Source organism: Amycolatopsis japonica (assembly GCF_000732925.1).
Lineage (GTDB): Bacteria > Actinomycetota > Actinomycetes > Mycobacteriales > Pseudonocardiaceae > Amycolatopsis > Amycolatopsis japonica.
Window position 1 is genome coordinate 2,113,470 of sequence record NZ_CP008953.1, and the last position, 26,471, is coordinate 2,139,940.

General features: G+C 68.6%; 26 protein-coding genes and 1 tRNA gene. 11 read left to right on the forward strand and 16 right to left on the reverse strand.

What is annotated here, in order from left to right; genetic code table 11:
- Positions 1-29: 29 nt before the first annotated feature.
- The 4 genes from AJAP_RS10310 to AJAP_RS10325 form a co-directional block, all read right to left on the reverse strand.
- The gene (locus AJAP_RS10310; protein WP_004559006.1) at positions 30-275 is read right to left on the reverse strand and encodes an acyl carrier protein; all 246 of its coding nucleotides are present in this window, start codon (positions 273-275) and stop codon (positions 30-32) included.
- A 68-nt stretch (positions 276-343) separates the two neighbouring features.
- A complete protein-coding gene (locus AJAP_RS10315; protein ID WP_038510037.1) occupies positions 344-1,327 on the reverse strand; it encodes a beta-ketoacyl-ACP synthase III in 984 nt (327 codons plus the stop codon).
- On the reverse strand, positions 1,324-2,250 hold the full coding sequence (locus tag AJAP_RS10320; protein WP_267284145.1) for an ACP S-malonyltransferase: 927 nt from the start codon (positions 2,248-2,250) through the stop codon (positions 1,324-1,326). Before AJAP_RS10320 ends, AJAP_RS10315 begins: the two co-directional genes overlap by 4 nt.
- A 533-nt stretch (positions 2,251-2,783) precedes the next feature.
- The gene (locus AJAP_RS10325) at positions 2,784-3,998 is read right to left on the reverse strand and encodes a PucR family transcriptional regulator (protein WP_038510041.1); all 1,215 of its coding nucleotides are present in this window, start codon (positions 3,996-3,998) and stop codon (positions 2,784-2,786) included.
- A 332-nt stretch (positions 3,999-4,330) separates the two neighbouring features.
- On the opposite strand from AJAP_RS10325, the gene AJAP_RS10330 reads away from it, so the two are divergent.
- On the forward strand, positions 4,331-5,068 hold the full coding sequence (locus tag AJAP_RS10330) for a mechanosensitive ion channel family protein (protein ID WP_038522777.1): 738 nt from the start codon (positions 4,331-4,333) through the stop codon (positions 5,066-5,068).
- A 202-nt stretch (positions 5,069-5,270) separates the two neighbouring features.
- A complete protein-coding gene (locus tag AJAP_RS10335; RefSeq protein ID WP_038510044.1) occupies positions 5,271-5,909 on the forward strand; it encodes a nicotinamide mononucleotide transporter family protein in 639 nt (212 codons plus the stop codon).
- Here AJAP_RS10335 and AJAP_RS10340 read toward each other — a convergent pair.
- Both AJAP_RS10340 and aceE read right to left on the reverse strand, forming a co-directional pair.
- Positions 5,906-7,117: an alpha-hydroxy acid oxidase gene (locus AJAP_RS10340; protein ID WP_038510046.1), complete on the reverse strand. Its 1,212-nt coding sequence runs from the start codon at positions 7,115-7,117 to the stop codon at positions 5,906-5,908. The two genes, AJAP_RS10335 and AJAP_RS10340, sit on opposite strands and share 4 nt — an antisense overlap.
- A 116-nt stretch (positions 7,118-7,233) precedes the next feature.
- A complete protein-coding gene (gene aceE, locus AJAP_RS10345; RefSeq protein ID WP_038510048.1) occupies positions 7,234-10,029 on the reverse strand; it encodes a pyruvate dehydrogenase (acetyl-transferring), homodimeric type in 2,796 nt (931 codons plus the stop codon).
- A 402-nt stretch (positions 10,030-10,431) separates the two neighbouring features.
- On the opposite strand from aceE, the gene AJAP_RS10350 reads away from it, so the two are divergent.
- From AJAP_RS10350 to AJAP_RS10365, 4 genes are all read left to right on the forward strand, one after another.
- Positions 10,432-10,863, forward strand: coding sequence for a DUF3052 domain-containing protein (locus AJAP_RS10350; protein ID WP_016336117.1), 432 nt, complete (start codon positions 10,432-10,434; stop codon positions 10,861-10,863).
- A 76-nt stretch (positions 10,864-10,939) separates the two neighbouring features.
- The gene (locus AJAP_RS10355) at positions 10,940-11,401 is read left to right on the forward strand and encodes a peroxiredoxin (RefSeq protein WP_016336116.1); all 462 of its coding nucleotides are present in this window, start codon (positions 10,940-10,942) and stop codon (positions 11,399-11,401) included.
- Positions 11,402-11,439: 38 nt separating this feature from the next.
- Positions 11,440-11,511, forward strand: a tRNA-Val gene (locus AJAP_RS10360).
- 47 nt (positions 11,512-11,558) lie between these two features.
- Entirely contained in the window at positions 11,559-12,512 is a 954-nt protein-coding gene (locus AJAP_RS10365) for a GNAT family N-acetyltransferase (RefSeq protein ID WP_038510050.1), read from the forward strand.
- A gap of 401 nt (positions 12,513-12,913) precedes the next feature.
- Here the strand turns inward: AJAP_RS10365 and AJAP_RS10370 are convergent, their stop codons facing one another.
- Positions 12,914-13,417 carry a carboxymuconolactone decarboxylase family protein gene (locus AJAP_RS10370; RefSeq protein ID WP_038510051.1) on the reverse strand — a complete coding sequence of 168 codons (504 nt, stop codon included), beginning with the start codon at positions 13,415-13,417 and terminating at the stop codon, positions 12,914-12,916.
- Positions 13,418-13,430: 13 nt separating this feature from the next.
- On the opposite strand from AJAP_RS10370, the gene AJAP_RS10375 reads away from it, so the two are divergent.
- Positions 13,431-13,949 (forward strand): MarR family winged helix-turn-helix transcriptional regulator, encoded by a 519-nt coding sequence (locus AJAP_RS10375; RefSeq protein ID WP_038510054.1) that lies wholly within the window; start codon positions 13,431-13,433, stop codon positions 13,947-13,949.
- Here the strand turns inward: AJAP_RS10375 and AJAP_RS10380 are convergent.
- From AJAP_RS10380 to AJAP_RS10390, 3 genes are read right to left on the reverse strand one after another with little or no spacing between them, the layout of a single operon-like run.
- Complete coding sequence (locus AJAP_RS10380) at positions 13,946-14,365, reverse strand: cupin domain-containing protein (RefSeq protein ID WP_038522780.1); 420 nt, start codon at positions 14,363-14,365, stop codon at positions 13,946-13,948. The genes AJAP_RS10375 and AJAP_RS10380 overlap by 4 nt on opposite strands.
- Positions 14,366-14,406: 41 nt before the next feature.
- The gene (locus AJAP_RS10385) at positions 14,407-15,903 is read right to left on the reverse strand and encodes an AMP-binding protein (protein ID WP_038510057.1); all 1,497 of its coding nucleotides are present in this window, start codon (positions 15,901-15,903) and stop codon (positions 14,407-14,409) included.
- Positions 15,900-16,508 (reverse strand): TetR/AcrR family transcriptional regulator, encoded by a 609-nt coding sequence (locus tag AJAP_RS10390; RefSeq protein WP_038510059.1) that lies wholly within the window; start codon positions 16,506-16,508, stop codon positions 15,900-15,902. The genes AJAP_RS10385 and AJAP_RS10390 overlap by 4 nt, the downstream gene beginning before the upstream one ends.
- 63 nt (positions 16,509-16,571) lie before the next feature.
- On the opposite strand from AJAP_RS10390, the gene AJAP_RS10395 reads away from it, so the two are divergent.
- Complete coding sequence (locus AJAP_RS10395) at positions 16,572-17,063, forward strand: hypothetical protein (protein WP_038510061.1); 492 nt, start codon at positions 16,572-16,574, stop codon at positions 17,061-17,063.
- Here the strand turns inward: AJAP_RS10395 and AJAP_RS10400 are convergent.
- Complete coding sequence (locus AJAP_RS10400) at positions 17,060-18,238, reverse strand: aminotransferase class V-fold PLP-dependent enzyme (protein ID WP_038510063.1); 1,179 nt, start codon at positions 18,236-18,238, stop codon at positions 17,060-17,062. The two genes, AJAP_RS10395 and AJAP_RS10400, sit on opposite strands and share 4 nt — an antisense overlap.
- A 46-nt stretch (positions 18,239-18,284) precedes the next feature.
- Here AJAP_RS10400 and AJAP_RS10405 point away from each other — a divergent pair, with 46 nt between their 5' ends.
- The 3 genes from AJAP_RS10405 to AJAP_RS10415 are packed head-to-tail and all read left to right on the forward strand — an operon-like array spanning position 18,285 to position 20,132.
- Positions 18,285-18,914: a GntR family transcriptional regulator gene (locus tag AJAP_RS10405; RefSeq protein ID WP_038510065.1), complete on the forward strand. Its 630-nt coding sequence runs from the start codon at positions 18,285-18,287 to the stop codon at positions 18,912-18,914.
- 4 nt (positions 18,915-18,918) lie between these two features.
- Positions 18,919-19,677 (forward strand): metallophosphoesterase, encoded by a 759-nt coding sequence (locus AJAP_RS10410; protein ID WP_038510068.1) that lies wholly within the window; start codon positions 18,919-18,921, stop codon positions 19,675-19,677.
- A complete protein-coding gene (locus tag AJAP_RS10415) occupies positions 19,674-20,132 on the forward strand; it encodes a hypothetical protein (protein ID WP_038510071.1) in 459 nt (152 codons plus the stop codon). The genes AJAP_RS10410 and AJAP_RS10415 overlap by 4 nt, the downstream gene beginning before the upstream one ends.
- Positions 20,133-20,143: 11 nt before the next feature.
- Here AJAP_RS10415 and AJAP_RS10420 read toward each other — a convergent pair whose 3' ends face one another.
- The 5 genes from AJAP_RS10420 to AJAP_RS10440 all read right to left on the reverse strand — a co-directional run bounded on the left by AJAP_RS10420 (position 20,144) and on the right by AJAP_RS10440 (position 26,377).
- Positions 20,144-21,766, reverse strand: coding sequence for a CocE/NonD family hydrolase (locus AJAP_RS10420; RefSeq protein ID WP_038510074.1), 1,623 nt, complete (start codon positions 21,764-21,766; stop codon positions 20,144-20,146).
- Positions 21,767-21,912: 146 nt separating this feature from the next.
- Complete coding sequence (gene aspA, locus AJAP_RS10425; protein WP_038510077.1) at positions 21,913-23,301, reverse strand: aspartate ammonia-lyase; 1,389 nt, start codon at positions 23,299-23,301, stop codon at positions 21,913-21,915.
- A gap of 10 nt (positions 23,302-23,311) precedes the next feature.
- On the reverse strand, positions 23,312-24,265 hold the full coding sequence (locus AJAP_RS10430) for an asparaginase (protein ID WP_038510080.1): 954 nt from the start codon (positions 24,263-24,265) through the stop codon (positions 23,312-23,314).
- Positions 24,262-25,701 carry an amino acid permease gene (locus AJAP_RS10435; protein ID WP_038510083.1) on the reverse strand — a complete coding sequence of 480 codons (1,440 nt, stop codon included), beginning with the start codon at positions 25,699-25,701 and terminating at the stop codon, positions 24,262-24,264. The genes AJAP_RS10430 and AJAP_RS10435 overlap by 4 nt, the downstream gene beginning before the upstream one ends.
- A gap of 4 nt (positions 25,702-25,705) precedes the next feature.
- Positions 25,706-26,377, reverse strand: a complete 672-nt coding sequence (locus AJAP_RS10440; protein ID WP_038510086.1) for a FadR/GntR family transcriptional regulator — start codon at positions 26,375-26,377, stop codon at positions 25,706-25,708.
- Positions 26,378-26,471: the final 94 nt, after the last annotated feature.

Consider the following 26,471-nt stretch of genomic DNA (forward strand, 5'->3'; position numbering starts at 1 on the left):
CAAGGTCGGCGCCAATCAAGAAGTCGGACTTACTTGGAGTTGGCCGACACGTAGTTCACCGCGTCGCCAACGGTCTTCAGGTTCGCCAGCTCGTCGTCCGGGATCTTGACGCCGAACTTGTCCTCGGCCTGGACAGCGATCTCCACCATGGACAGCGAGTCGATGTCGAGGTCGTCCACGAAGGACTTCTCGGCGGTCACGTCGTCCTGCGCCACACCGGCGACCTCTTCGACGATCTCGGCGAGGCCGGCGAGGATCTCTGCGTTGTCTGCCACTGGTTGTTCCCTTCTCGGTGATGCTTTCGGCTGCCCTGCGGACACGGTGCCCGCAGGGGAAGTATTCATCACGGGCAGACGAAGGCCTGGCCCGCGTAGGAGAGTCCGGCCCCGAAGCCCACGGCGAGCACGACGTCGCCCTGTTTCACGGTGCCTGCCTTGCGCATGTGGTCCAGCGCAAGCGGAATCGACGCGGACGAGGTGTTGCCCGAGTACCTGATGTCGTCGGCGACGACCATGTCCTCGCGAGCGCCCTTGGCGCGCAGCTTCTTCGCGATGGCTTCGACGATGCGCAGGTTGGCCTGGTGCGGGATCAGGACGTCCACATCGGACGGTTCGAGCCCGGCCAGTTCCAGCGCCTGCAAGGCGATCGGCGCGATCTGCGTGGTCGCCCAGCGGAAGACCGACTGGCCCTCCTGGTAGATCCACTTGTTGTCGCGCATGTAGATCAGGTCGACGTGCTCGCCCGCGCTGCCCCAGGCGACCGGGCCGATCTGCGCGGTGTCGGCCGCGCCGACCACCGCCGCACCGGCGCCGTCGGCGAAGATGATCGCGTTCGCGCGGTCGACCGGGTCGATGTGGTCGGTCAGTTTCTCGGCACCGATGACGAGCGCCTTCTTCGCGCTGCCCGCCCGGATGAGATCCGAAGCGACGCCGATGCCGTAACAGAATCCGGCGCACGCGGCGTTGAGGTCGAACGCGGCCGGATGCGTGATGCCGATCCGGTCGGCCACCTGTGCGGCGGCGTTCGGGATCTGGGTGGGCATCGTGCAGTTCGGCAGGATGACCGTGTCCACTTCGGACGGGTCCACACCGGCGTCCGCCAGCGCGGCGGTGCCCGCCTTGACCGCCATGTCGACCAGCGACTCGTCCTTCTCGGCGAACCGGCGCTCGATGATGCCGACCCGCTCGCGGATCCACTGGTCGTTGGTGTCCATGATCTTCGAGAGATCGTCGTTGGTCACGATCTTCTCGGGCTGGAAGCTCCCGACACCGAGGATGCGGGTCCCGGCGGCGCCCGGCGCCTGCCGCAAAGTGGATCGGTCGGTCACGAAGCGTCCTCCTGCCCCTGAAGCTTCGCCAGCTCGGCCGGCGTCTTCAGAGCGATCGTGGTGGTCACGGTTCCCTTGAGCTGCCGCTTGACCAGCCCGGTCAGCGTGCCCGCCGGCGGAAGTTCGAGCGTCGAGGTGACACCCGCGGTGACCAGACCGTCCATGGTCAGATCCCAGCGAACCGGGCTCGTGACCTGCTTGACCAGCCGGTCGAGGTACTCGGCCCCGCTGGTGACGACCTGGCCGTCGGCGTTCGACAGCAGCGGACGCGTCGGGTCCGCCGGGGTGATCTTCGCAGCGTGGGCGGCCAGCGCTTCACGCGCGGGTGCCATGTAGGAGGTGTGGAACGCGCCCGCGACCTTGAGCGCGCGGACCTTGGTGCCCTCCAGCGGCTCGGCCACGATCTTCTCGATCGCGTCGGCGGCGCCGGAGGCGACGATCTGGCCGGCGCCGTTGCGGTTCGCCGCGGCGAGGCCGTTGCCCTCGAGCCACGCGACGACCTGCTCCGGGTCGCCGAGCATGACCGCGGCCATGCTCGTGGGCTCCAGCGCGCACGCCTTCGCCATCTCGGCGCCGCGGACGGCGGCCAGCGCGACGGCGTCTTCGGGGCTGAGCACGCCGGCGATGGCGGCGGCCGCCAGCTCGCCGACGGAGTGACCCGCGACCGGCGCGTCCGCGGCGACGGGAGCCTCACGCTGAAGGTGTTCGAAGGCCAGCAGCGACAGCGCCACGATCAGCGGCTGCGTGATCGCGGTGTCCTGGATCTCTTCGGCGTCCGCTTCGGTGCCGAGGCGGACGAGGTCGAGACCGGCCCGCTCGGACCAGGCTTCGACGCGCGCGCGGGCGCCGTCGAGCTCGAGCCAAGGGGAGAGCATGCCTGGGGCTTGGGAACCCTGACCGGGGGCGAGGACTGCAACTGTCACCCCACTAGAGAACACTCTCGGCCACCATGGTCGTGATGCCGACGCTCACCAAGTCCGGCCGACGTAATTGTCGGAACCCTCCAAAAGCGTCTTCCTGATCTCCGCGCTTAACCCAAAAGCCTTGTCGGGTTCAACCAGCTTTCCCTATGAAGTCCGTCACTGCGCAGAGTTACCAACCGGTTCGACGCTCGGGCCACGGTGACCGAGCGACGGCACGTGTGATCAGACGGACGGCACGCTCGTGGTCGGGGCCCCACCGTGTGTCGTCCACGCAGTCACCCGCGCCGTCCGTCCAGTCACGTGTGTCGTCCACTCAGTCACGTGTGTCGTCCCTCTGGTCACGCGGCCCGACCGCGGTGCCTGAGACGAGACTGGCTTTGAGCCCGGGGGCCGTCATTCGCGTGATCGGGAGCCGATCTCACGTGATTGGAGGCGGAACTCACGTGTGCGGTGTCCGATCACGCGAGTTCCGTCTCTGATCACGCGAGTTCCGTGTCCGATCACGCGTGTGCGGTGCCCGATCACGACGGCCGTCACCAGAGGCCGCGGGCGCGGGCCAGCCGCCCGACGGTCAGCGCCACCTTCAGCACCCAGGCGTCCCGCGATTCGGCGGCGTGGCGGCCGGTCAGTTCCGCCGCCTTCCGCAGCCGGTACCGGACGGTGTTCGGATGCACGAACAGCGTCCGCGCGCAGGTCTCCAGGACGCCGCCGCTGTCGAGGTAGGTCTCCACCGTCCGCAGCAAGGCCGGGCCCGCTTCTTCGAGCGGTCGCGCGATCTGCTCCACGAGCAGGCGTTCGGCCTCGGGATCGCCGGACAACGCGCGTTCGGGCAACAGGTCGATCGATCTCGCGGGCCGGGGCGCGCCGGGCCACCCGACGACGGCGCGCAGGCCGGAGAGCGCTTCGGTCGCGCTGTGGTGCGCTTCGGCGAGGGTGGGCACCGTCGGGCCGGCGACGACCGGGCCCTCGGCGAAGGCGACCGACAGCTTGGCGAGGATCTCGCGGTCCTTGACGCTGCCGTCGGTGGGACCGGCGACCACCACGACCAGCCGGGATCCCTGCACCGAAAGCAGCACGGGGCGCCCGACCCTGGCGGCGCGGCTGCGGACCTCGAACACGACGGCGGGCGGGTCGTCCGACGTCGGGGTGCCGACCAGCGCGGTGGCGGGCGCGGCCGGATCCCAGCCGAGCGCGGCGGCCCGGGAGAGCACCGCCTCCTCGGCGTCGCCGCGGACGATGCCGTCGACGACCAGCGCCTCCAGCCGCGCGTCCCAAGCGCCGCGCGCCTCGGCGGCGGCCGCGTAGGAGTTGGCGGCGGCGAACGCGATCTCCCTGCCGTAGCGCAGGATCCCCTCGATCAGAGCGGCGCGTTCGGCCTCGTTCGCGGCGAATTCCGGCAGCTGCTCCTCGAACACCTCGATCGCCAGCCGCACCATGCCGACCGCCTGCCGCAGGCTCACCCAGCGGGAGAGTTCGGCGGGTGCTTCGCGGAAGGCCTCGGTGGTGAGGGAGAGCGCCTCCTTGGCGTCGCGGAGCCAGTCGACGAAACCGGCGGCACCCGCCTGGGTGATCAGCAGGACGCTCGCGCGCTGATCGGCGGGGAGGCGGGCGAACCAGCTCAGCCGCTCTTCCATCACCGCCACGCTCGCGCTCGCGAGCCGGCCGGAGGCGTGCTCGAGCCGCCGGAGGGTCTTGGCGGACAGCCCGTGGTGCTTGGGGACACGCCGCCCGGAAGTCGCATCAGCCATGGTCAGGCGATCCTAGTCCGGAGGGCAAAGGTGGCCTTCATCCTGCGGCGGATCGCCCATGGAGTCCGAAGTGGACGGTAATGGGAGACGAAATTGCGAAAGGTCTCCGCATAAAACTCGAGGCCGCCCGGCGCTCGCGTTTTTCGCTGCGCCGGACGGCCTCGTCTCCCCGGTCCCCACCGGTAGGACAAGTATGGGACTTGTCGATCTTTTCCCGCTAGCTCACTCACTCGATCGTGGGTCGCCGAGTTGCCGGTGCGGTGCTCGTGATCAACGATCCCTCGCAAGCCGCACCGGTGTTGGGCGCGGATGCGCAGAGGAGGGAGTTCGCCGTGGGCGAGCAGCTGAAAGACGGTCTGGGACAAGCATGGAACCTTGTCGCCACCTTCGTGCCGAAATTGATCGGTTTCCTGATCATCCTGCTGATCGGCTGGTTGATCGCGAAAGCCGTGTCGAAGGCATTGGGACTGGTTCTGTCGAAGATCGGTTTCGGCAAGCTCATCGAGAAGACCGGGCTCACCGGAACGCTCAAACAGGCGAATGTCGACGCGGGCGGGATCCTCGTCAAACTCGTGTACTACTTCATTCTCCTGATCGCGCTGCAGCTCGCGTTCGGCGTATTCGGTGAGAGCAATCCGGTCAGCGCGCTGCTCAACGACATCATCGCGTTCCTGCCGCGGATCCTGGTGGCGCTGGTGCTGGTGATCGTCGCGGCAGCCGTGGCGAAGGTCGTCCGCGACCTGGTGACCGGAGCCCTGTCGACCCGGCCCGCGGGACGGCTGCTCGGCACCATCGCCTACTGGATGATCATGGCGTTCGGCATCATCGCCGCGCTCGGTCAGGTGAACATCGCGACCGCGATCACCGGACCGGTCCTGATCACCGTGCTCGCCACCATCGGCGGCGTGATCGTCGTCGGCTTCGGCGGCGGCCTGATCAAGCCGGCGCAGGACCGCTGGCAGGGCTGGCTGGCCAATCTGCAGGGGCAGCTGGAGGCCGGTGACGCCAAGCAGGAGGTCCGTTCGGAGCCGCCGACTTCGCCCGTGGGCATCGGTCGCGTAGATTCCTGAGCATCCCGCGGGCCCGGTGATCGAGGAAGGCACCGGGCCCGCGTGGAGTCGAAGGGCCCATCGCCGCGGAACACGCGGTGAAGGGCCCTTTCGCGTCTCCTCAGCGCCCCTCGAGCCGCCCGCCTGTTCCGCACCTCACACTCACTGGGGAATGGGGCCGGAACGGAGCATGTTGGAGCGGTAGACGGAGAGGGGTGCGGACGTGGACTTCCTGCTGCACAACGGTGTCACGGTGCTCGGACAATGGATCTCCTTCGCCGAGCTGGCGGGGCAGATCTTCGCGCTCGCCGTGGTCTTCCTGGCGCAACGCCGCACGTTGTGGACGTGGCCGGTCCAGGTCGGCGCCACCGTGCTGTTGTTCTCGGTCTACGTCTCCGCGCATCTCGGCGGGCTCGCGACCAGGCAGATCGCGATCCTCGCCATCTCGATCTACGGCTGGTGGGCCTGGTCCCGCCGCAGCGACCCGGTCTACGGCGTCGTCGTTCGCAAGGGCCGTCTCGGCGAGCGTCTGGCGATGGCCGGCGCGTTCGCGATCGGCACCACCGTGATGGCGCTGGTCCTCGACGCGCTGGACGCTTCATGGGCGCCTTGGCCGGACGCCGCGATCTTCGTCGGCACGCTGGTGGCCTTCGCCGCCCAGGGCGCGGGTCTCGTCGAGTTCTGGCTGGTGTGGCTGGTCGTCGACGCGATCGGCGTACCGCTGCAGCTCTCGTCGGGCCTGTACTTCTCGGCGGCGGTGTACATCGTGTTCGCCGGGCTGGTCGTGCACGGCTGGTGGAGCTGGAACCGGACGGCGAAGCAGGTCAGCACCGCGCCGTCCGGGGTCTCGGCCGCGGTCTAGCGCATGGTGGCGTGTGAGGGCTTCAGGTCGGCGAGGGTGCGGACACCCAGCAGCTGCATCGTCCGGACCATCTCGGCGCGCAGGATGTCCACGCACCGCTGAACGCCGCGCTCGCCCCCGGCCATCAGGCCGTAGAGGAACGCGCGCCCGATGAGCACCGCGTCCGCGCCGCGCGCGATGGCGGCCACGATGTCGCCGCCGGACAGGATGCCGGTGTCGACCCACACCTCGGCGTCGCCCTGGATCTCGTCGAGCACCGCGGGCAGCAGTTCGATCGGCGTCGGCGCGCGGTCGAGCTGGCGGCCGCCGTGGTTGGACAGCAGCACCGCGTCGGCGCCGTGCTTGACCACGTCACGCGCGTCGTCGACGTTCTGGATCCCCTTGACCACGAGCTTGCCCGGCCAGGTCTGGCGGACCCAGTCGAGGTCGTCGAAGTTCAGGGTCGGGTCGAAGAGCTGGTTGAGCAGCTCGGCGACCGTGCCGTCGAACTGGCTCAGCGACGCGAAGGTCAGCGGCTCGGTGGTCAGCAGGTTGAACCACCACGCCGGATGCATCGCGCCGTCGACGAACGTCTTGAGGGTGAGCGCGGGCGGGATGGTCAGCCCGTTGCGGACGTCGCGCAGCCGCGCGCCCGCGACCGGCGTGTCCACCGTCAGCATGAGCGTGTCGAAGCCGGCGGCCCAGGCGCGATTCATCAGATCTTCGCCCGCCTTGTGGTCGCGCCAGACGTAGAGCTGGAACCACTTGCGGGCCTCCGGGGCGGCCGCGGCGAGGTCTTCGATGGACGTCGTCGCCATCGTCGACAGCCCCATCGGGATGCCGTTGCGCTGCGCGACGCGGGCCACCGCGGACTCGCCCTCGTGGTTCATCATCCGCGTGAACCCGGTCGGCGCGAACGCGAACGGCAGCTCCGAACGCTTGCCGAGGATCTCCTTGCTCGTGTCCACATCGGACACGCCGCGCAGGACGTTCGGGTGGAATTCCACGCTGCGGAAGGCCTGCCGGGCGCGGCGGAGGCTGTCTTCCAGCTCCGCGGCGCCGTCGGTGTAGTCGAACGCCGCCCGGGGCGTCCGCTTGCGGGCGAGCATCCGCAGATCGGCGATCGTGTGCGCGCCCGCCAGCCGCCGGTCGGTCGGGTTGAGCACGATCGGCTTCGGCCGCAGGATCTGCTTCAGCTCACTCGGCTTCGGCAGTCGACGCTTGGTCACACTCGCTCACCCTTTCCGCAAACATCCGATGTCTCACCCTAGCTGCTCCGCCGCCGGACGCAATGAAGGGACCTTTCCTTGCGAAATTTGCAAGGAAAGGTCCCTTCATCTCAGCGTCAGGCGCTACCGGAGTCCGACAACTGCGGACCCGCGGCGGCGACGTCGTCGAGACGGTACTTGCGCGCCGCCTCCGCCGCCTTCGACCGGTCGATCTCGCCGCGCTTGGCCAGCGCGCTCAGCGTGCCGACCACGATCGACTGGGCGTCGACCAGGAACTTCCGCCGGGCGGCGGGACGGGTGTCGGAGAACCCGAACCCGTCGGTGCCCAGCGTCAGCATGTCGGTCGGCACCCAGGGGCGGATGAGATCCGGCACGGCCCGCATCCAGTCCGACACCGCGACGACCGGCCCGTTCGCGCCGGACAGCTTCTGCGTGATGTACGGCACACGCGGGGAGTCGCCCGGGTGGAGCAGGTTGTCGTGGTCGACCTCGACGGCCTCGCGCCGCAGCTCGGTCCACGACGTCGCCGACCACACGGCCGCGCGTACGCCCCACTCCTCGGCCAGCATCTGCTGCGCCCGCAGCGCGTCCGGCATGGTGACGCCGGAGACCAGGATCTGCGCCTCCGGGCCGTCGCCCGACGGGGCGTCCGCGTACTTGTAGAGACCCTTGAGCAGGCCGTCGACGTCGAGGTTCTCGGGCTCGGCGGGCTGCTGGTAGGGCTCGTTGTAGATCGTCATGTAGTAGAAGATGTTCTCGCCGTTGCCGTCCGGCCCGGTCTCGCCGTACATCCGGCGAAGACCGTCCCGCACGATGTGGGCGATCTCGAACGACCACGCCGCGTCGTAGGCCACGACGGCCGGGTTGGTCGCCGCCAGCAGCAGCGAGTGCCCGTCGGCGTGCTGGAGGCCCTCACCGGTCAGCGTGGTGCGGCCGGCGGTGGCGCCGAGCACGAACCCGCGGGCCATCTGGTCGGCCGCCGCGTAGAGGCCGTCACCGGTCCGCTGGAACCCGAACATCGAGTAGAAGATGTAGATCGGGATCATCGGCTCGCCGTGCGTGGCGTACGAGGTGCCGACGGCGGTGAACGACGCGGTCGAGCCCGCCTCGTTGATGCCCTCGTGCAGGATGACGCCCTTTTCGGACTCCTTGTAGGCCAGCATCAGGCTCGCGTCGACCGACGTGTACGTCTGGCCGTGCGGGTTGTAGATCTTGGCCGTCGGGAACATCGAGTCGAGACCGAAGGTGCGCGCCTCGTCCGGGATGATCGGGACGATCCGCTTGCCGATCTCGGAGTCCTTCGCCAGCTCGCGGACGAGCCGGACGAACGCCATCGTGGTGGCGACCTCCTGCTTGCCCGAGCCCTTGCGGATGCCTTCGTAGACCTTGTCGCCGGGCAGCACGAGGGCCTTCGAGGCCTTCGGGCGGCGTTCCGGCAGGAACCCGCCGAGCGCGCGACGGCGGCCGATCATGTACTCGATCTCGGCCGATTCCTTGCCAGGGTGGTAGTACGGCGGCAGCTTCGGGTCGCGCTCGAGCTCCTCGTCGCTGATCGGGATGCGTTGGGCGTCCCGGAACAGCTTGAGGTCGTCGAGGGTGAGCTTCTTCATCTGGTGCGTGGCGTTGCGGCCCTCGAAGGACGGCCCGAGGCCGTAACCCTTGATGGTGTGGGCCAGGATCACCGTCGGCTGGCCGTGGTGCTCCAGCGACGACTTGTAGGCCGCGTAGACCTTGCGGTAGTCGTGCCCGCCGCGCTTGAGGTTCCAGACGTCGGCGTCGGTGAGGTCCTTGACGAGTTCCTTGGTCCGCGGGTCGCGGCCGAAGAAGTGCTCGCGGACGAACGCGCCGTCGTTGGCCTTGTAGGTCTGGAAATCGCCGTCCGGCGTGGTGTTCATCAGGTTGACCAGGGCGCCGTCACGGTCCGCGTGCAGCAGCGAGTCCCACTCGCGGCCCCAGATGACCTTGATGACGTTCCAGCCGGCGCCGCGGAAGTACGACTCCAGCTCCTGGATGATCTTGCCGTTGCCGCGCACCGGGCCGTCGAGCCGCTGCAGGTTGCAGTTGATCACGAAGGTCAGGTTGTCGAGGCCCTCGCTCGCGGCCACGTGGATGAGGCCGCGCGATTCCGGCTCGTCCATCTCGCCGTCGCCGAGGAACGCCCAGACGTGCTGGTCGCTGGTGTCCTTGATGCCGCGGTCGCGCAGGTAGCGGTTGAATCGCGCCTGGTAGATCGCGTTCATCGGGCCGAGGCCCATGGACACGGTCGGGTTCTCCCAGAACTCCGGCATCAGCCGCGGGTGCGGGTACGACGGCAGGCCGCCGCCCTCGCCGGCGTGCGAGAACTCCTGGCGGAAGCCGTCCAGCTGGTTCTCGGTCAGCCTGCCCTCGAGGAACGCGCGGGCGTAGATGCCGGGGGAGGCGTGGCCCTGGATGAAGATCTGGTCGCCGCCGCCCGAGTGGTCCTTGCCGCGGAAGAAGTGGTTGAAGCCCACTTCGTACAGCGCCGCGGACGAGCCGTAGGTCGAGATGTGCCCACCGACGCCGACGCCGGGACGCTGCGCGCGGTGCACCATGATCGCGGCGTTCCATCGGATGTAGGCGCGGTACCGGCGCTCGATCTCCTCGTCACCGGGGAACCAGGGTTCGTTCTCGGTGGGGATGGTGTTGACGTAGTCCGTCGACGTCAGCGCCGGGACGCCGACGTGGCGCTCCCTGGCCCGCTCGAGGATGCGCAGCATCAGGTACCGGGCGCGCTGCTGACCACCCCTGGCCAGCGCCTCGTCGAAGGAGTCCAGCCATTCGGCGGTCTCCTCCGGGTCGATGTCGGGCAGGTGCGCCGCCAATCCGTCACGGATGACGCGGACGCGTGCCGGGGTCTCCTTGCCGGAGGCGCCGTCGTTCTGCGGGGCCAAGGGGTCTCCTTGCGAAAGGTGGTAGCTGGTTGTGCTCGTACGCGGGCGTGTTCGCCGTCCATCGTCGTCCTCCGGTTCCGTTCGCGTCACCGCTACTGATCGGTAACGTTCGCGGACCCGATTGCGACACGCCTCGCACGCGCATGTACTCGCGCGCGCGTTTTCTCTCCCACCCTAAAGCAGGCCGTTCGGAGGTGCCCAGGCGCGCCCGAATTGACCCCGTGAGAGTGGGCTGAATGTCCGTACGCCGCGACACGAGTTGTTCAAGATCCGGTGTGGACGGTTGCGCGGAACGCTTCACCAGTGTTCGCTAACGGGCATCGTGTACCCGAGTGTGGTGCCCGCCCGGTCGATCAGGCCGACGCGACACCACGCTCCGTCGTAGTTGGAGGAGTGACAGCAGTGGTCGCCGCGGGAGACGCTGATCAGAGCAGCGTCGCCGAAAGGCTCGGGATCAAGCCGGACATGGTGGTCCAGGAGATCGGCTGGGACGAGGACGTCGACGACGACCTTCGTGCGGCGATCGAGGAACAGATCGGCGGCGACATCCTCGACGAGGACGCCGACGAGGTCATCGACGTGGTGCTGCTGTGGTGGCGCGAAGACGACGGTGATCTCGGTGACACGCTGATCGAGGTCCGGACTCCCCTGAACGAGAACGGCGTGATCTGGGTGCTGACCCCGAAGACGGGCCAGCCAGGGCATGTCGAGCCGAGTGACATCGCCGAGGCGGTGCCGCAGGTCGGACTGGCCCAGACGGCCAACATCAGTGCCGGCCCCAAGTGGGCGGGCACCCGGCTGGTTTCGCCGAAGTCGTCCAAGACCAAGCGGTGACTTCAGGAGCCGCGCGATCGACACGATAGGGTTGTCGTCGCAGGCCCCTGTTCGCTCTTGAGAGGAAACCGCCGGTATGGCCGTCGAGGTCGGATCGCAAGCCCCGGACTTCACGCTCAACGACTACAACAAGCAGTCCGTGACGCTGTCGTCCTTCAAGGGTGACAAGCCGGTCCTGCTCGTGTTCTACCCGTTCGCGTTCAGTGGCATCTGCACCGGCGAGCTGTGTCAGCTCCGCGACGAGTTCGCGGACTACGACGGCCAGGGCGTCCAGGTGATCGGCGTGTCCGTGGACACCCCGTTCTCGCTCAAGGCGTGGGCCGAGCAGGAGGGCTACCAGTTCCCGCTGCTTTCGGACTTCTGGCCGCACGGCGAGGTCGCGAAGGCCTACGGCGTCTTCAACGAGGCGGCCGGCCTGGCCACCCGCGGCACCTTCCTGATCGACAAGGACGGCGTCGTGCGGTTCGCCGAGGTCAACCAGCCCGGCGAGGCGCGCGACCAGCAGGCGTGGAAGAAGGCCGTGGCCTCGCTGGCCTGAGTCTTCACGGTGGCACCCGTGCGCGGGTGCCACCTCCCGGGCGCATAGCTCAGCGGGAGAGCACTCGGTTTACACCCGAGCGGTCGTAGGTTCGATCCCTACTGCGCCCACCGAAAACCCGGCGACACCCCGCTCGCGCGGGACTACCTTGAGCCGGATGCACGACCTCACGTGGCGGCCACTGCGGCCCGAGGACGCCCAGGCGTCGGCCGATCTCCTCAACGCGATGGAGACCGTCGACGAGATCGGCGAGAACTACACGGCGGAGGACACCCTCCAGGAGCTGGTCGACCCGTACGCGGACCTGGAACGGGCGAGTCTCGCCGCTTTCGACGGCGACGTGATGGCCGGCTACATGAAGATCCGCTTCAAGCCGTCCGCGGAGGAGATCCATCGGGTCTTCCTCGACGGGGGAGTCCATCCCGCGTACCGCCGGCGGGGGATCGGCGGCGCGCTCGTCGACGCGGGGGTGGCGGCGGCGAAGGTGGTGCACGCGCTGCACCACCCGGCCGCGAAACTCGTGGTCGACGTCAACCGGCCGGAGCGCATCGCCGGGCTGGCCGAACTCGTCCGGTCCCGGGGGTTCGTGCCCGTGCGCTACTTCCAGCGGATGGAGCACTCGCTCTCGGAGTTGGATGCTTCGGCGATCCCCGACGGGTTCACGGTCGAGCCGTGGTCGGAGCGGAACGACGAGGACTTCCGGGCGGTCCGGAACGCGGCGTACCGGGATTACTGGGGCGCGGTGCCGATGCCTGTCGAGCTTTGGCGGAACAAGATCACCAACCAGACCTTTCAGCCCGAGACCAGCTTCCTGCTCAGGGAGGCGGGCGCTGCGGTCGGAATGCTGGTGACCATGTGGTGGGAAGCCGACACGGAGGCCACCGGCGTCCGCGACGCGCACTTCATGGCGATCGGGACGCTTCGGGAGTACCGGCGGCGGGGTGTGGCGAGCGCGCTGATGGGGCACGCGCTGCGGGCCGCCGCCGAGCAGGGCTACGACCGCGCGAGTTTGAACGTGGACTCGGCGGATCCGGCGGGGGCGTTCGGGGTCTTCGAGAAGGCGGGCTTCGTGCCGACGATGCGGTACGTGCGCTGGGCGCTCGAAGCCTGACCGCGCTCGGGAGGCGTGCAAGTACGTGAAGGCCCCCTTCATTGCGCTAGACGCAAGGAAGGGGGCCTTCATGTACTTCGGGGTCCTTCACGGACCTGAGCCGCGTCCTGCCCCCCCCCGGAGCGCAGTTAGTCGACTAAATGCGCCCAGACACGTGAAGGCCTCCTTCACTCGGCTCAGCCGAGGGAAGGAGGCCTTCACGCACCCCCAACACCTGTGGAACGTCTTCGGTTTTCGGCGGTCTGGTCTGCCCCCTCGGCAGGCCAGACCGCCGGTGCGCCGCGCCGCGGGTGGCGAACTTTCGGCTGCACAAGACAGGAGACGGTCGGGACTGCCCAGATACATCAAGATCGGCGGCCATTGGAGTGATCCGGGCCGCGAGGGGCGATCACGGTGAGCGACTAGGCCCGGATCAGCCGGTTCGCCAGCGTCGACATCGTGTAGGCGCCGATGCCCATGACGACTTCGAGGGCGTTCCGTTCGGTGTATCCGTGCCCGAAGAAGGTCCGCAGGGTCTCGTCGTCGACGGCGCCCGCGGTTTCGAGCACCGCCAACGTGAACTGCCGGATGCCTTCCAGCCGCTCGTCGGGGACGGGCTGCTGCGAGCGAAGCGCCGCGATGACGTCGTCGTCCGCGTGATGTCCCTTCAGCTTGCCGGTGTGGATCTCGACGCAGACCTCGCAACCGTTGCGGGTCGCCACGGTCATCACGACCGTTTCCCGCGCGAGCGGGTCGAGCGTGGTCCGCTCGAAGCTCGCGCTGAGTTTCAGGAATCCGTCGAGCAGTTCGGGTGACGACGCCTGCCGGGCGACGGCGGTGGGGAGGTGGCCGAACTTCCGGATGGTCGCCTCCATGGCGCGACGCGAGGCTTCGGGCGCGGTTTCGACGGTGTGATCGGTGAACAAGGTTCCCCCTAAGATGGTCAACGTGGTTGACGAAAAGGTAAACCAGGTTGTCGAATCTGGCAAGCGGGTTCGCGAAACTCCCGGCTTCGAGCTGCCGCTCCTGCTGTTCGCGGGCTTCCGCTCGATCATCGACCGGCTGCACGCCGAGCTCGCCGAGCAGGGACATCCCGACGCCCGGCCGGCGTACGGCTTCGCCATGCAGGCGATCGGCCGCGAAGGCGCGACGGCGAGCGAGATCGGGCGGCGGCTCGGGGTCAGCAAACAGGCGGCGGGCAAGACCGTCGACAGACTGGAGCATCTCGGCTACGTCGCGCGCGTCGACGACCCGGCCGACGCGCGGCGCAAGGTCGTGCGGCTCACCAGCCGCGGGTTCGACTCACTCGGCCGGTCGGCGGCGATCTTCGACGAGTTGCGCAAGGAGTGGGCGGACACGTTGGGCATCGACAGGGTCCGCGCGCTCGAAGCCGACCTTCGCACGATGGTGCCGTCGGACGGCTTCCGCCTCGACGTCGCCGGCTGGTTCGGACCCTAGAACGGGCAACCCGGATTCGGCGCGTCCTGCGAGAGCGGGCTCCCGTGTGGCAGCACGTAGAGCACCTCCAGTACGACCGGTGTCGTCCCGAGATTTCGTCCGATGTGGACGGTGTCGCTCGGCTCGGTGAAGACGGCGCCCTTCCGGTACAGGCCGTCGAGCCCGCAGTCGGCCGAGTTGTGCGTCAGCGTGCCTGCTTTCACGTACGCGTAAAGCTTTCCGTCGTGATAGTGCCAGCCGGTGTAGCCACCGGGTTGGATGACGACCTCGCGCAGCACGTAGTCGGTGTTCCCGACCGTCCGCTGCTGGAAGATCGTCCCGGTCACCCCGGATCCGGGGGTCGCCTCGGCCGTCGCGGGGACGGCGAGCGCGAGGACGAGTGTGGCGAGCAGCGTGGTCACGGACCGCAGGCGCATGAGCGAACGGTACCGCGATCGGCACTGCCCGAAAGGGTCGTTCATTCCGCCCGAAGTGTCCGCCGCAGCATCTTGCCGCTCTCCGTCCGCGGCAGCCGGTCCCGGAAGTCGAACCGGCGCGGCGTTTTGAACCCGGCGAGCTCGGCCCGGCAGTGCTCTTCGAGTCGTTTCGCCAGCGCGGGATCCCCGGTGACGCCCTCGGTCGGCTGCACGACGGCGACGACGCGTTGGCCCCATTCGGGATCAGGCTCGCCGATCACCGCGACGTCGGCGACGTCGGGATGGCTCAGCAGCCGCGCTTCGATCTCGGCCGGATAGATGTTCACGCCACCGGAAAGGATGAGATCCGTCCGCCGGTCGCACAGGAACACCCGCCCCTCGGCGTCGAGATAGCCGACGTCCCCGACGGTCACGAACTCCCCGGATCGCGCGGCGGCCGTCTTGCCCGGATCGCCGTGATAGTCGAATCTCGTGTGCGCGGAACTGAAATAGAGCATCCCGGCTTCGCCCGCGGGGAGTTCGCGGCCGTCGTCGTCGAGAACCTTGACCCGCACGCCGTCCAATGGCTTGCCGACAGTGCCCGGTGCGGCGAGCCATTCGCGCGCGTGCACCGCCGTGATCAGCCCCTCGGAGGCGCCGTAGTACTCGTGGACCACCGGGCCGAGCCAGGCGAGTATCCGCTCCTTGACCTCCCGGGGGCACGGCGCGGCTCCGTGGATCACCGACGTCAGGCTCGACAGGTCGTGGCGCGCACACACGTCCTCGGGCAGCCGCAGCAGGCGGTGGAACATCGTGGGCACCAGATGCGTACTCGTCACGCGGTGCTTTTCGGTGAGCCGCAGCGTTTCCGCGGCGTCGAACCGGTCCATCAGGACGAGCGTGTGCCCGAGGTGCAGGGTCGCGGTCGAGAACATCCCGGGCGCCGCGTGGTAGAGCGGGCAGGCGACGAGGTGCACGCCGTGCCCCGGCCGGACGTCCAGGCGTTCGAGGGTGTGCGCGTGGATCGGGTGCAGTGCGGGCGGTTGCCCGGAAAGGGCGCGCCGGACGCCTTTGGGGCGCCCCGTGGTCCCGGACGTGTAGAGCATCGTCTGGCCGGCGGTCCGCCGCTCCGGCGTGGTCGTGGGCAGGTCCGTTCCCCAAGCCGCGTACTCGGCCCAGCCGGGTGTCTCGCCGCGCGAAAACCGGTGCAGGCCGGACAGTTCCGCGGTGCACGTCGCCGCGATGTCCGCGTCCGCGACGGCGACCTTGGCGCCGCTGTTGGCCGCGATGTAGGCGATCTCGGCGGGTGAGGACCGGTGGTTGACCGGCGTGAAATACATCCCCGCCTGCAACGTCGCCAGCAGGAGCTCGTAGTAGGTGAGTCCATTGTGGATGATCGCGACGACGCCGTCGCCCTCACCGAGACCGAGTGCCCGCAAGGCGTGGGTCAGCTGATTCGCCCGCGCCGAAAGTTCGTCGAAGGTCGTCTCGCGGCCGTCGACGTCGATCACCGCGACGCGGCCGGGCTCCTGGGCGGCGATTTCGTAGAAGGTGCTCATCCTGGGCGCCGCAGGGTTTCCAGGTGCCGCCGGAGCACCGTGCGCATCAGCTCCGGTGAAGTCCGGCCCGCCGACACCGCGAGCCCGTCCAGCAGCGCGGCGAGCCGCTCGGTCTCGACGTTCAAGTCGACGTCGGCGAGCAGACCGCCCGCTTCGTTCGCGCCCTCGAGTACCCGGCGGACGAGGAACCGGACTCCCTCGTACATGCGCTTGGCCTCCTCCGCGAGGTCTGGCCGGTTCTTCGCGGCGGCCGAGAACGCCAGCCAGACGTCGGCTTCGGCCCGGGTCTGCTCGGTGAGCGGAAGCAGTTCGCCGAGGAACGCCTCGGTGGCTTCCTGTCGCCGTGAACGTGGTGTCGCGGGGTCGAGCAGAACGGGGATGTGCCCCGCCAGTCGCGCCTCCAGCCGGTCGCCGAGTGCGCGCATGGCGAACACGATCAGCTCGTCGTGGCCGCCGAAGTAATGCCGCACCGAACCGATCGCGAGACCGGCCTCCTCGGCCACGCTCCTGAGCGACGCCTGCGCGAGGCCGTCCCGCTGGATCACCCGGAAGACGGCTTCGGCTATCTCCAGGCGGCGGGCTTCCGGGTCGACGATCTTGGGCACGTTGTCTTTATAGCACGACCTTGCTATTTTATTTGGCACATTCATGCTACAAAGGGGGAGTTCATGCGGACCTGGTTGCTGATCGCGTTGGTGGTCGCCGCGGTGATCGTGCTCATCGTGCGCAGGCTGCGCGGCGAGCCGCTGGTGGCCCGGGAGGTGTTCGGGGCGCCGGTGATCCTGCTCGGGATCGGTGTCTACGGCTTGGTCAAACTGGAGATCTTCACCTTCACCGACGGTCTCTGGCTCGCGCTGGGGTCCGCGGTCGGATGCGGTCTCGGCGCGGTGCGGGCCACCACCACGAAACTGTTCGAGCGCGACGGCGTGCTGTGGCTGCGCTACACCGGCTGGACGTTCGGCGTCTGGGTGCTCTCGCTGCTGGTGAACTTCGGGATCGGGTTCCTGGCCACCACGGCTGGGGCGCATCCCGACGCCCGGCCGGTGACGCTGTCGATCGGCGTCAGCCTGCTGGGGGAGGCGCTGGTGATCGCCAAACGCGCGAAGACGACGGGGCTGCCGTACGCCCCGCCGTCCGATTCGCTGCTTTCCCGCCGTTAGGCCAGTTTCCCGACTTCGCCGACGAGGAGCGCGATGTCGTCTTCGGTGTTGAAGTAGTGCACCGAAGACCGGACCAGCGGCGGCAGTCCGCGCTCGGCGAAGTCGAACTGGGCGGACGTCGCCTCGGTGACGCTGACGTTGATCTTCGCCGCGGCCAGGCGCTGTTTCACGTCCTGCGACGGCGTTTTCGCCACGCTGAACGTGACGATCCCGCACTGCCGCACACCCTGGTCGTGGACACGGACGCCGGGGATCTCGCGGAGCGCGTCACGCAGTTTCGCCGCGAGCGCGGCGACGCGGGCTTCGATGGCGGGCATGCCCCATTCGAGGGCGTAGTCGATCGCCGCGCCGAGACCGTGCAGGGCGGCGTGATCGCGTTCCCAGACCTCGAACATCTTCGCCGTCGGATCGACTTCGTAGCTTTCGGGCGTCGTCCACGCCGCCGAGTGAAGATCGAGCATCGCGGGCTCGACGCGTTCACGCAGTCGCGGGTGCGCGTAGAGGAATCCGGTGCCGCGCGGGCCGCGCAGGTACTTGCGGCCGGTCACGCTGAGCGCGTCGCAGTTCAGGCGCGCGACGTCGAGGTCGATCTGGCCGGCGCTCTGGCACGCGTCCAGCAGGAACGGGATCCCGGCCGCCCTGGCCACCGCGCCGATCTCCTCGGCCGGGTTCACCAGCCCGCCCTGGGTCGGCACATGCGAGACGGCGATCAGCTTGACATCGCCGTCGATGCGGCGCTTGAGGTCCTCGACGTCCAGTTGTCCGGACTCGTCGTTGTCGACCACCTCGACGACGGCGCCGGTGCGCTTCGCGATCTGCAGGAAGGAGATGACGTTGCTCGCGTACTCGGATTTCGCCGTCAGGATCCGGTCTCCGGCGGCGAACGGCAGCGCGTAGAAGACCGCCTGCCAGGATCGGGTCGCGTTGTCAGTCAGGGCGATGTCGGCGGGGTCGGCGCCGACGAGCCGGGCGGCCGACGCGTAGACGCCGTTCATCCGCTCCACGGTTGCCGCGGCCTGCTCGTATCCACCGATCAGGGCCTCTTCGCGCAGATAGTCGACGACGGTGTCGGTCACCCGCGCGGGTGGCAGCGACGATCCGGCGTTGTTGAGATGGACCACCTCCGCACAACCAGGGGTTTCGGTGCGAGCGCGGTGCACATCGAAGTCCGTCATGCCTAACTGAATACAGTACGGCTGAAGTGCATGCAATACTGCACCGATGACGAGGAACCTGCTCCGCCGCGACCTCGCGGAGGAGATCACCGCTCGCGTGCTCGACGGCCGGATCGCCGCGGACAGCCGCATCAACGAGGTGCACCTCGCCCGCGAGCTGGGCGTCAGCCGCACCCCGTTGCGTGAAGCGCTGATCGGGCTGGCCGATCGTGGTCTGCTCGTCTCGGCGCCGAACCGGGGCTTCCTCGTGCCGCCGTTCGATCCGGACGAGGCCCGGCAGCTGTACCCGCTCGTCGCGGAGCTGGAATCGCTCGCGTTGCGCTGGAGTTCGCCGCAGGACCTCGCCGGGCTCACCGGCGGCCTGGACCGGATCGCCGACGAGATGGCCGAGGAACTCGGGCGGCAGGGCGATCTGTCCACTTTGGATGATCGATGGCACGCGCTGCTCGTCTCGCGTTGCACGAACCCGCATCTGCTGCGGTTGCTGGAGCAGACGAAGCCGCTGTTGAAACGCTACGACGCGCGCTATTTCGGTGGCGTCGAGCGTTCGAGGGAGAGTATCGATGAGCACCACCGGATCGCCGAGGCGATCCGCGCCGCGGACGTCGAGGCGGCCGTCGGGCTGCTCGGGCGGAACTGGGTGAAAACGTTGGCATATCTGGACGACATGGGGTGACACGATGTTCGTGACGGCACATCTGAGCGACAACCATCTCGACGGCGGGGACCGCGCCGACGAACGGACGGCGCGGGTCATGCGGTACCTGGAGGGCTTGGCGACACCGGTCGACGCGATCCTCGTGACCGGTGACATCTCCGACCACGGCACCGTCGAGGAGTACCGGCGCGCGGCCGAGCTCTTCAAGACCGAGACTCCGCTGTTCACCTGCCCCGGCAATCACGACAAGCGCGGCCCGTTCCGGGAAGGGCTGCTCGGGCAGGCGCCGGACGAATCCCCGGTCAACGTGGCGCACACCGTCGGCGACGTCACGTTCGTCATGGCCGATTCGAGTATCCCGGGCAAACCGGACGGGCAGTTCGACGACGAGACCATGGCCTGGCTGGACAGCGTCCTCGCCGACGGGGACGGCCCCGCCTTCATCGCCTTCCACCACCCGCCGGTCCCGCTCGGCCTGCCGCTGGTGGACGCGATGCGCCAGTACGGCGAGGACAAGCTGGCGGAAGTGCTCTCCCGCCACCCGCGCGTGGTCGCCCTGCTCTGCGGGCACGTCCACACCGCGGCGTCGACGACGTTCGCCGGCGTGCCGCTGCGGTCGGCGCCCTCGGTCGGGTCGAGCATCCTGTTCCCGTGGGAGGAGAACGGTCTCCGGCACTGGAGCGAGGGCGGTCCCATCGACTACGACCTGCCGCCGTCGCTGCTGTTCCACGTGCTGCACGACGACGGCAGGCTGACCACGCACCAGCGGGTCGTGCCGTGATCCGACGGCTCACGATGGTGACCGCCCTGGCGCTGCTGCTGAGCGGATGCGCACTGTTCATTCCCGAGAAAAAACAGGCTCCCGCCCCCACGGCCACCATGACCGGTGTCGGGCCTGTCGCCGACGCGGTGCGGGCCGCGCGTCCCGAGTTCCTCCAGGTCGAGGTGGGCGAGAACCAGGACGGCTTGACGGCCGGTGTCATCGTCGATGCCGAGGTTCCGTTCGGGTACGTGGTCACGGGCGAGGTGCTCAGAACCGTGCTCGTCTCGGTGTGGAAAGCCTCCGATCCGAAGCCGGCCTTCGTGAAGTTCAACCCGTGGTCGACTTACGAAGGCCGGAAGGGCGCGATCAAGGCGCAGCGTGCCGCCGAAGAGCTCGGTATCGATTGGAGCCCGAGCCTCGCCGTGGGTGTGAACGTGCCCGACTACGAGATCAAGAAGCTCGCCGGTGGCTGAGGCGCTCCGGCCTATCCGGCGAACACCGGGAGCGTGATCCGGGACGGGTGCGCGGGGTCGTGGAAGATCTCGAACCGCGCGGGTTTCCCGTCCACCGCGCTGAACACCGGTTCGTCGGTGCCGTGGTTGCGGGCGAAGCGAGGGAACGCTCCGCCCGCGACCTGCACCCGCAGCCGGTGGCCGCGCCGGAACCGGTAGGCCGTCGGGTCGAGCAGGATCTCGGCCGCGACCACACCGTCCACATCGGACCCCGGACCGCCGGGGCGCAGGCGGAGGACGCCGTCGGTCACATTGCGGGAGACACCGCGACGGTCCACATCGCACAGCCGGACGAACACGTCGCCGTGCCCGAGGTCGGTCCGGACGTGCACCAGTGCGGAGATCTCGCCGATGACGTCGAGATCGCGCTCCAGCACGTCACCGGTGAAGAGGAGCACGTCCCGCCGCTCTTCGACTTCCTTGTTGTCCTGTTGTTTCTGCACGCCCGACAGCAACGGGCCGCCGACGGTCGGGGTGGGATCGGCCGGATCGAAGGTGAACGTGCCGGGCTTCGACTCGACGGGGTCGGCGACGGAAAGCCCGCCAGGGCGCAGGAAGTACGGGATGGCGTCGGATTCCGGCGGCCAGCTTTCGGAGTCCAGCCAGCGTCCGGAGCCCTGGAGATACAGGCGCACGGGCGACTGCCTCAGGGGCGCGCGATCGCCGAGGAGATGCGCGGAGAGGAAGCCGATCTGGTCGGTGATCAGGGTTTTCAGGCTGGCGGGCTCACCGTGCGCCCACGGTCCGATGGTGATCCGCGGTTCGCGTCCGGCCGCGGCGAGCTCCTTGAAGTCGCGCAGCTGGGCGGAGATGAACAGGTCGTACCAGCCGGTCACCATGCTCACCGGTGTCCGCAGGGCGGCGACCTCGGCGCTGTGGTCCGACGGCGCCCAGAAATCGTCGCCGGGTTCGGCGTGCCGGGAGACGTCCTGCAGGAACCGCACCTGCTTGCCGATGGCCGCGACGTCCGCGCCGGAAACCGGCAGATGTGCCATGGCCCGGCGGGTCTTCTTCGTCTGCCAGGGATTCGGCAGACCGGCGAACCGGCCTTCCTGCCGTCCGATCAGCGCCGACCACGACACCATGTTGTCGACCGCGAGGATCCCGCCGGGATAGAACGTCGAGACGAATTCCGACGCGGTGACACCGAGGCAAAGGGCCTCGAGTGGCTCGTCGAGGTACGGCGCGACGGCCCATTGCGTATGGCCGAGGTAGCTCGCGCCGGCCATCGCGACCCGGCCGTCGCACCACGGCTGGTCACGCAGCCAGGCGACGGTGGCGAGGCCGTCCTCCTTCTCCAGGTGGAACGGCCGGAATTCGCCGCCCGAGCCGAAGGTCCCGCGAGTGCTCTGGAGGACCACCTGCAGCCCGTGCCGGGCGAACGTCTCGCCGAAGATCTTGCCCATCACGCCCTTGCGGCCGTACGGCGTGCGGATCAGCACGACCGGCCGGGGCTCGTCGCCCGGAACGGCGTAGCGATCCGCCAGCAGGCGGACGCCGTCGGGCATCGGGACGGGGATCGCCTTCGTCACCGACGGGGCGGGGCCCTCGGCGGGTGGGAGGCCGAGGTACCGGTCGAGAAGTCGGTCGAGCACGCGGGCCGCCTTTCGTGCGGAGGATCACCTTCCGCTTACGACCGTACCCGCATGTCAGGAAAGTGGCTTTCAGGACGGAAAATGTCCTGAAAGCCACTTTCATGACACTGGCGCGGGGCGGACCGCCCGGTACCGCCCCGCTGGTCTCAGGAAAGCCGGGCGAGCGTCTCCGGCTTCAGCAGTTTCGCCAGTTCCTCGGCGGGCAGAAGGCCCTTCTCGACGACGAGTTCCGCCACGCCGCGCCCGGTCTCCAGGGCCTCCTTGGCGATCTCGGTCGCGGCCGCGTACCCGATGCTCGGGTTCAACGCGGTCACCAGTCCGATGGAGTTCTCGACGTAGCCCCGCATCACGCCGGCGTTCGCGGTGATCCCGGAGACACAGCGTTCCGCCAGCACCAGGCAGGCCGACCGCAGATGCGTGATGCTCTCCGAGAGCGAGTGCAGGATCAGCGGCTCGAACGCGTTGAGCTGCAACTGCCCGGCCTCGGCCGCCATCGTGACCGCGACGTCGTTGCCGATGACCTCGAACGCGACCTGGTTGACCACCTCGGGGATGACCGGGTTGATCTTGCCGGGCATGATCGACGACCCCGCCTGCACCGGTGGCAGGTTGATCTCGTTGAGCCCCGCCCGCGGCCCTGAGGAGAGCAGCCGAAGATCGTTGCAGCTCTTCGAAAGTTTCACCGCGATCCGCTTGAGCACGCCCGAAAGGTGCACGAACGCGCCGCAATCCTGCGTTGCCTCGATGAGGTCCGCGGCGGACACGACGGGCAGGCCGGTGATCTCGCGAAGGTGCGCGACGGCGGCTTCGGCGTACCCGGGCGCGGCGTTGAGCCCGGTGCCGATCGCGGTCGCGCCGAGGTTGATCTCGTGCAGCAGCGTCACCGCCTCGGTGAGCCGCAGCCGGTCTTCGCCGAGCATGACCGCGTAGGTGCCGAATTCCTGCCCCAGTGTCATCGGGACGGCGTCCTGCAACTGCGTGCGGCCCATCTTCAGCAGATCGTGGAACTCGACGGCCTTGGCCGCGAAAGCCTGCTCCAGCACGATCATCGCCTCGGCCAACTCGCGCACGGCGATGATCGTCGCGACGTTGACCGCGGTCGGGTACGCGTCGTTGGTCGACTGCCCGAGGTTCACGTGCTCGTTCGGGTGCACGCGGGCGTAATCGCCCTTCTCGAGCCCGAGCAGTTCGAGCGCGCGGTTCGCGATCACCTCGTTGGCGTTCATGTTCGTCGAGGTGCCCGCGCCGCCCTGGATGACGTCGACGACGAACTGGTCGTGCAGCGCGCCTTCGCGGATCTCACGGCACGCCCGGCGGATCGCGTCGGCGACGTCCGGCTCCAGAAGCCCCAGGTCGGCGTTGGCGTGGGCGGCGGCCTCCTTGACCGAGGCGAGCGCCTCGATCAGATGCGGATACGCGGAGATCGCGGTGCCGGTGATGGGGAAGTTCTCCCTGGCCCGTGCGGTGTGCACGCCCCAGTAGGCGTCGGCGGGGACTTCCTTGTCCCCCAGCAGATCGTGTTCCACGCGGTGCATCGAAGGCTCCTCAGGCGGCGAGGTCGAGTTCGGCCAGCGCGCCGGTCACGCGCAGTCCGGGGGTGGGCTCCAGCACGTTCGGATCGACGCCGCACAACGCGAGCGCGGCGGCGAGCACCGGACGGCGGGCGCGGTCCCCGCCGTCGGCGATCTTGATCGCGATCGCCGTCCCGTCCGGGAGCGCGGCGACCTGGACGGCTTCGAAACCGTCCTTGGCGATCAGGCCGGGGACCGCGCGCATGAGCGCGGTGACGTCGCGACGCGTGCCGGCGACCAGTTCCGGATGCTTCCGGATCCCTTCGGCGACAAGGCCTTCCGGGGTTCCCGGCGACGCCGCGGCGATCTTGCCCACCGCACGGGCGAGCCCGCGCAGCGACACCGCGAACAGGGGAGCGCCACAGCCGTCGACGGCGACCTTCGGGATCCGCTGTCCGGTCAGCTCCTCGACGCATTCCGCGATCGCGCGCTGCAGCGGATGCGCGGCGTCCAGATAGTCCTTTGTGGACCATCCGTGCAGGCGGCAGGTGGCGAGCATCGCCGCGTGTTTGCCGGAACAGTTATGCGCCAGCCTCGACGCGCTTCGTCCCGAAGCGACCCAAGCGTCGCGCTCGACCGGGTCGAACGGCAGGTCTTCCGGCGTCCGAAGGTCTTCCGCGGTGAGCCCGGCGCCGTCGAGGGTCCTGAGCACCTCCGCGAGATGGATCTCCTCACCGGAGTGGCTGGCCGCGCCGACGGCGAACCCGGCGGGGCTCAGCTCGACGCCGAGCCGCGCCATCGCCGTGGCCTGCAAGGGTTTCGCCGCCGAACGCGGATAGAACGCCGCCTCGACGTCGCCCGCGGAGAACAGCACGCGGCCGTCGGGCGCGAGCACCACGGCCGAACCGTGGTGCACCCCCTCGACCATGCCGTCGCGGAGGAGGTGCACCAGCGGTTCGTGCGCGGGCACGCGGATCTCGGGGGTCACAGCTTCGTCTTTTCGAAGACGTCCATGTTGATCCGCTTGCGGACCCCGAACCAGCCCGCCACCAGCGCGAGCCCGATGATCGGCAGGCAGTACAGGGTGATGCGGCCGACCTCGTCGAAGCCCATCAGCACGATGACCGCGGCGAGGAAGATCAGCGTCGCGATCTCGGTGTAGGGCGAGAGCGGCAGCCGGTACGACGGCCGCTCGACCTCGCCGAGCTTGGCTTTGCGGACGAACAACAGATGCGAGAGCACGATGATCGCCCAGGTGCCGAGGATGCCGACGGCGGCGAAGTTCAGCACGATCTCGAAGGCCTGGCTCGGCACGACCGCGTTCAGGCCGACACCGACCACGCAAACCGCCGAGGTGAGCAGGATCCCGCCGTAGGGCACGTGGTTCTTGTTCATCACGCCGGTGAACTTCGGCGCGGAGCCCGCCAGCGACATCGACCGGAGGATGCGGCCGGTGGAGTAGAGGCCCGAGTTCAGGCTGGACAGCGCCGCGGTCAGCACCACCAGGTTCATCACGTTGCCGGCCTGCGGCACTCCGATGTGCGAGAGCACGGTGACGAACGGGCTTTCCTGCTTCGAGTAGGCGTCCCACGGCATCAGCATCGCCAGCAGGATCACCGAGCCGACGTAGAAGATCCCGATCCGCCACATGATCGAGTTGATCGCCTTCGGCATGATCTTGCGCGGGTTCTCCGTCTCGCCGGCGGCGACGCCGACCAGCTCGACCGAGGCGTAGGCGAACACGACGCCCTGGACGATCAGCACCATCGGCAGCACCCCGGCCGGGAAGATCCCGCCGTGGTCGGAGATCAGCGAGAAGCCCGGCGTGTTGCCGTCGATCGGCTGCTGCGTGACCAGCAGGAAGATCCCGATCCCCATGAACGTCACCAGCGCGGCGACCTTGATGATGGCGAACCAGAACTCCATCTCGCCGAACAGTTTCACCGAAACCATGTTCAGCGCCAGCACCACCGCGAGCGCGACGAGCGCCAGCACCCATTGCGGGATCGGGGTGAAGAACGACCAGAAATGCGCGTACAGCGCGATCGCGGTGATATCCGCGATCCCGGTCGTCGACCAGTTCAGGAAGTGCATCCAGCCCGCGACGAAAGCGCCTTTCTCACCCATGAATTCCCGGGCGTAGGAGACGAAGGCGCCGGAGGAGGGGCGGTACAGGATGAGTTCACCGAGCGAGCGCACCACGAAGAACGCGAAAAGGCCGCAGACCGCGTACACGATCGCGAGTGCCGGGCCCGCCTGCGCGAGCCGTCCGCCCGCGCCGAGGAACAGGCCGGTGCCGATGGCGCCGCCGATCGCGATCATGTTGACGTGGCGGGGTTTCAGCGCCTTGTCGTAGCCGGCGTCACCGGCGTCGGCCGGCACCGGCGCGGCTTTGCCGTCCGCGCTGAGGGTCTGTTCGGTCACGGTGTCAGTCGTCCTTGTTCTGGTGCGTCGTGAGGCTCGGCCGCACGATGGTGGTCAGCGCGTTCTCGACGTGTTCGAGATGGGAGGTCATCGCCGCGACGGCGTCCGCTTCGGATCCGGAGGCGATGGCGGTGACGATCTCACGGTGCTCGGTGTTCGAGCGGGTCCGACGGTCCCCCAATTGGTTGAGAAAGGACGACTGGCGGGCCAGTGCGTCCCGGATCTCTTCGATGACCTTGCCGAACACCGGATTGCCGGAGGCCTGCGCGATGGTGATGTGGAAGAGAGAGTCCAGCGCCACCCACGCGGTGTTGTCGGTTTCGAGATCCATGCGCTCGACGAGGTGGCCGAGCAGGTCCAGGTCGTCGGTGCTGCGGCGCACGGCCGCGTATCCGGCGACGGGGATCTCCACGTGCCGCCGGACCTCGAACAGGTCGCGGGCCGAGTAGGTCCCGAAGGTGGGGTTCTCGACCGGTCCGGTGGCGGTCACGAAGGTCCCTTTGCCCGTTTTGGACACGGTGAGGCCGAGTGCCTGCAGTCCCCGCAAGGCTTCGCGGACGACCGAGCGGCTGACTTCGAACTCCTTGCCGAGCGCGGATTCCGACGGCAGTTTCTGGCCGACGGGGTACTCGCCACGCTCGATGGCGCCGCGGAGATGGGCCAGAACGGCCTCCATCGCGCTGACGCGTCGTGGACCACCGTGTCCGGCTGTCTGGCTGTCAGACAGGTTCATGAGACGAGATCGTGCGGTCGGTCCAACGCTTTGTCAA

Coding starts and splice junctions, on each gene's coding strand:
- AJAP_RS10440 (WP_038510086.1), bottom strand. CDS start 26,377: ATGGAGGCCGTTCTGGCCCATCTCCGCGGCGCCATCGAGCGTGGCGAG.
- AJAP_RS10355 (WP_016336116.1), top strand. CDS start 10,940: ATGGCCGTCGAGGTCGGATCGCAAGCCCCGGACTTCACGCTCAACGAC.
- AJAP_RS10325 (WP_038510041.1), bottom strand. CDS start 3,998: ATGGCTGATGCGACTTCCGGGCGGCGTGTCCCCAAGCACCACGGGCTG.
- AJAP_RS10405 (WP_038510065.1), top strand. CDS start 18,285: ATGACGAGGAACCTGCTCCGCCGCGACCTCGCGGAGGAGATCACCGCT.
- AJAP_RS10400 (WP_038510063.1), bottom strand. CDS start 18,238: ATGACGGACTTCGATGTGCACCGCGCTCGCACCGAAACCCCTGGTTGT.
- AJAP_RS10385 (WP_038510057.1), bottom strand. CDS start 15,903: ATGAGCACCTTCTACGAAATCGCCGCCCAGGAGCCCGGCCGCGTCGCG.
- AJAP_RS10380 (WP_038522780.1), bottom strand. CDS start 14,365: ATGCGCCTGCGGTCCGTGACCACGCTGCTCGCCACACTCGTCCTCGCG.
- AJAP_RS10375 (WP_038510054.1), top strand. CDS start 13,431: ATGGTCAACGTGGTTGACGAAAAGGTAAACCAGGTTGTCGAATCTGGC.
- AJAP_RS10410 (WP_038510068.1), top strand. CDS start 18,919: ATGTTCGTGACGGCACATCTGAGCGACAACCATCTCGACGGCGGGGAC.
- aspA (WP_038510077.1), bottom strand. CDS start 23,301: ATGCACCGCGTGGAACACGATCTGCTGGGGGACAAGGAAGTCCCCGCC.
- AJAP_RS10365 (WP_038510050.1), top strand. CDS start 11,559: ATGCACGACCTCACGTGGCGGCCACTGCGGCCCGAGGACGCCCAGGCG.
- AJAP_RS10395 (WP_038510061.1), top strand. CDS start 16,572: ATGCGGACCTGGTTGCTGATCGCGTTGGTGGTCGCCGCGGTGATCGTG.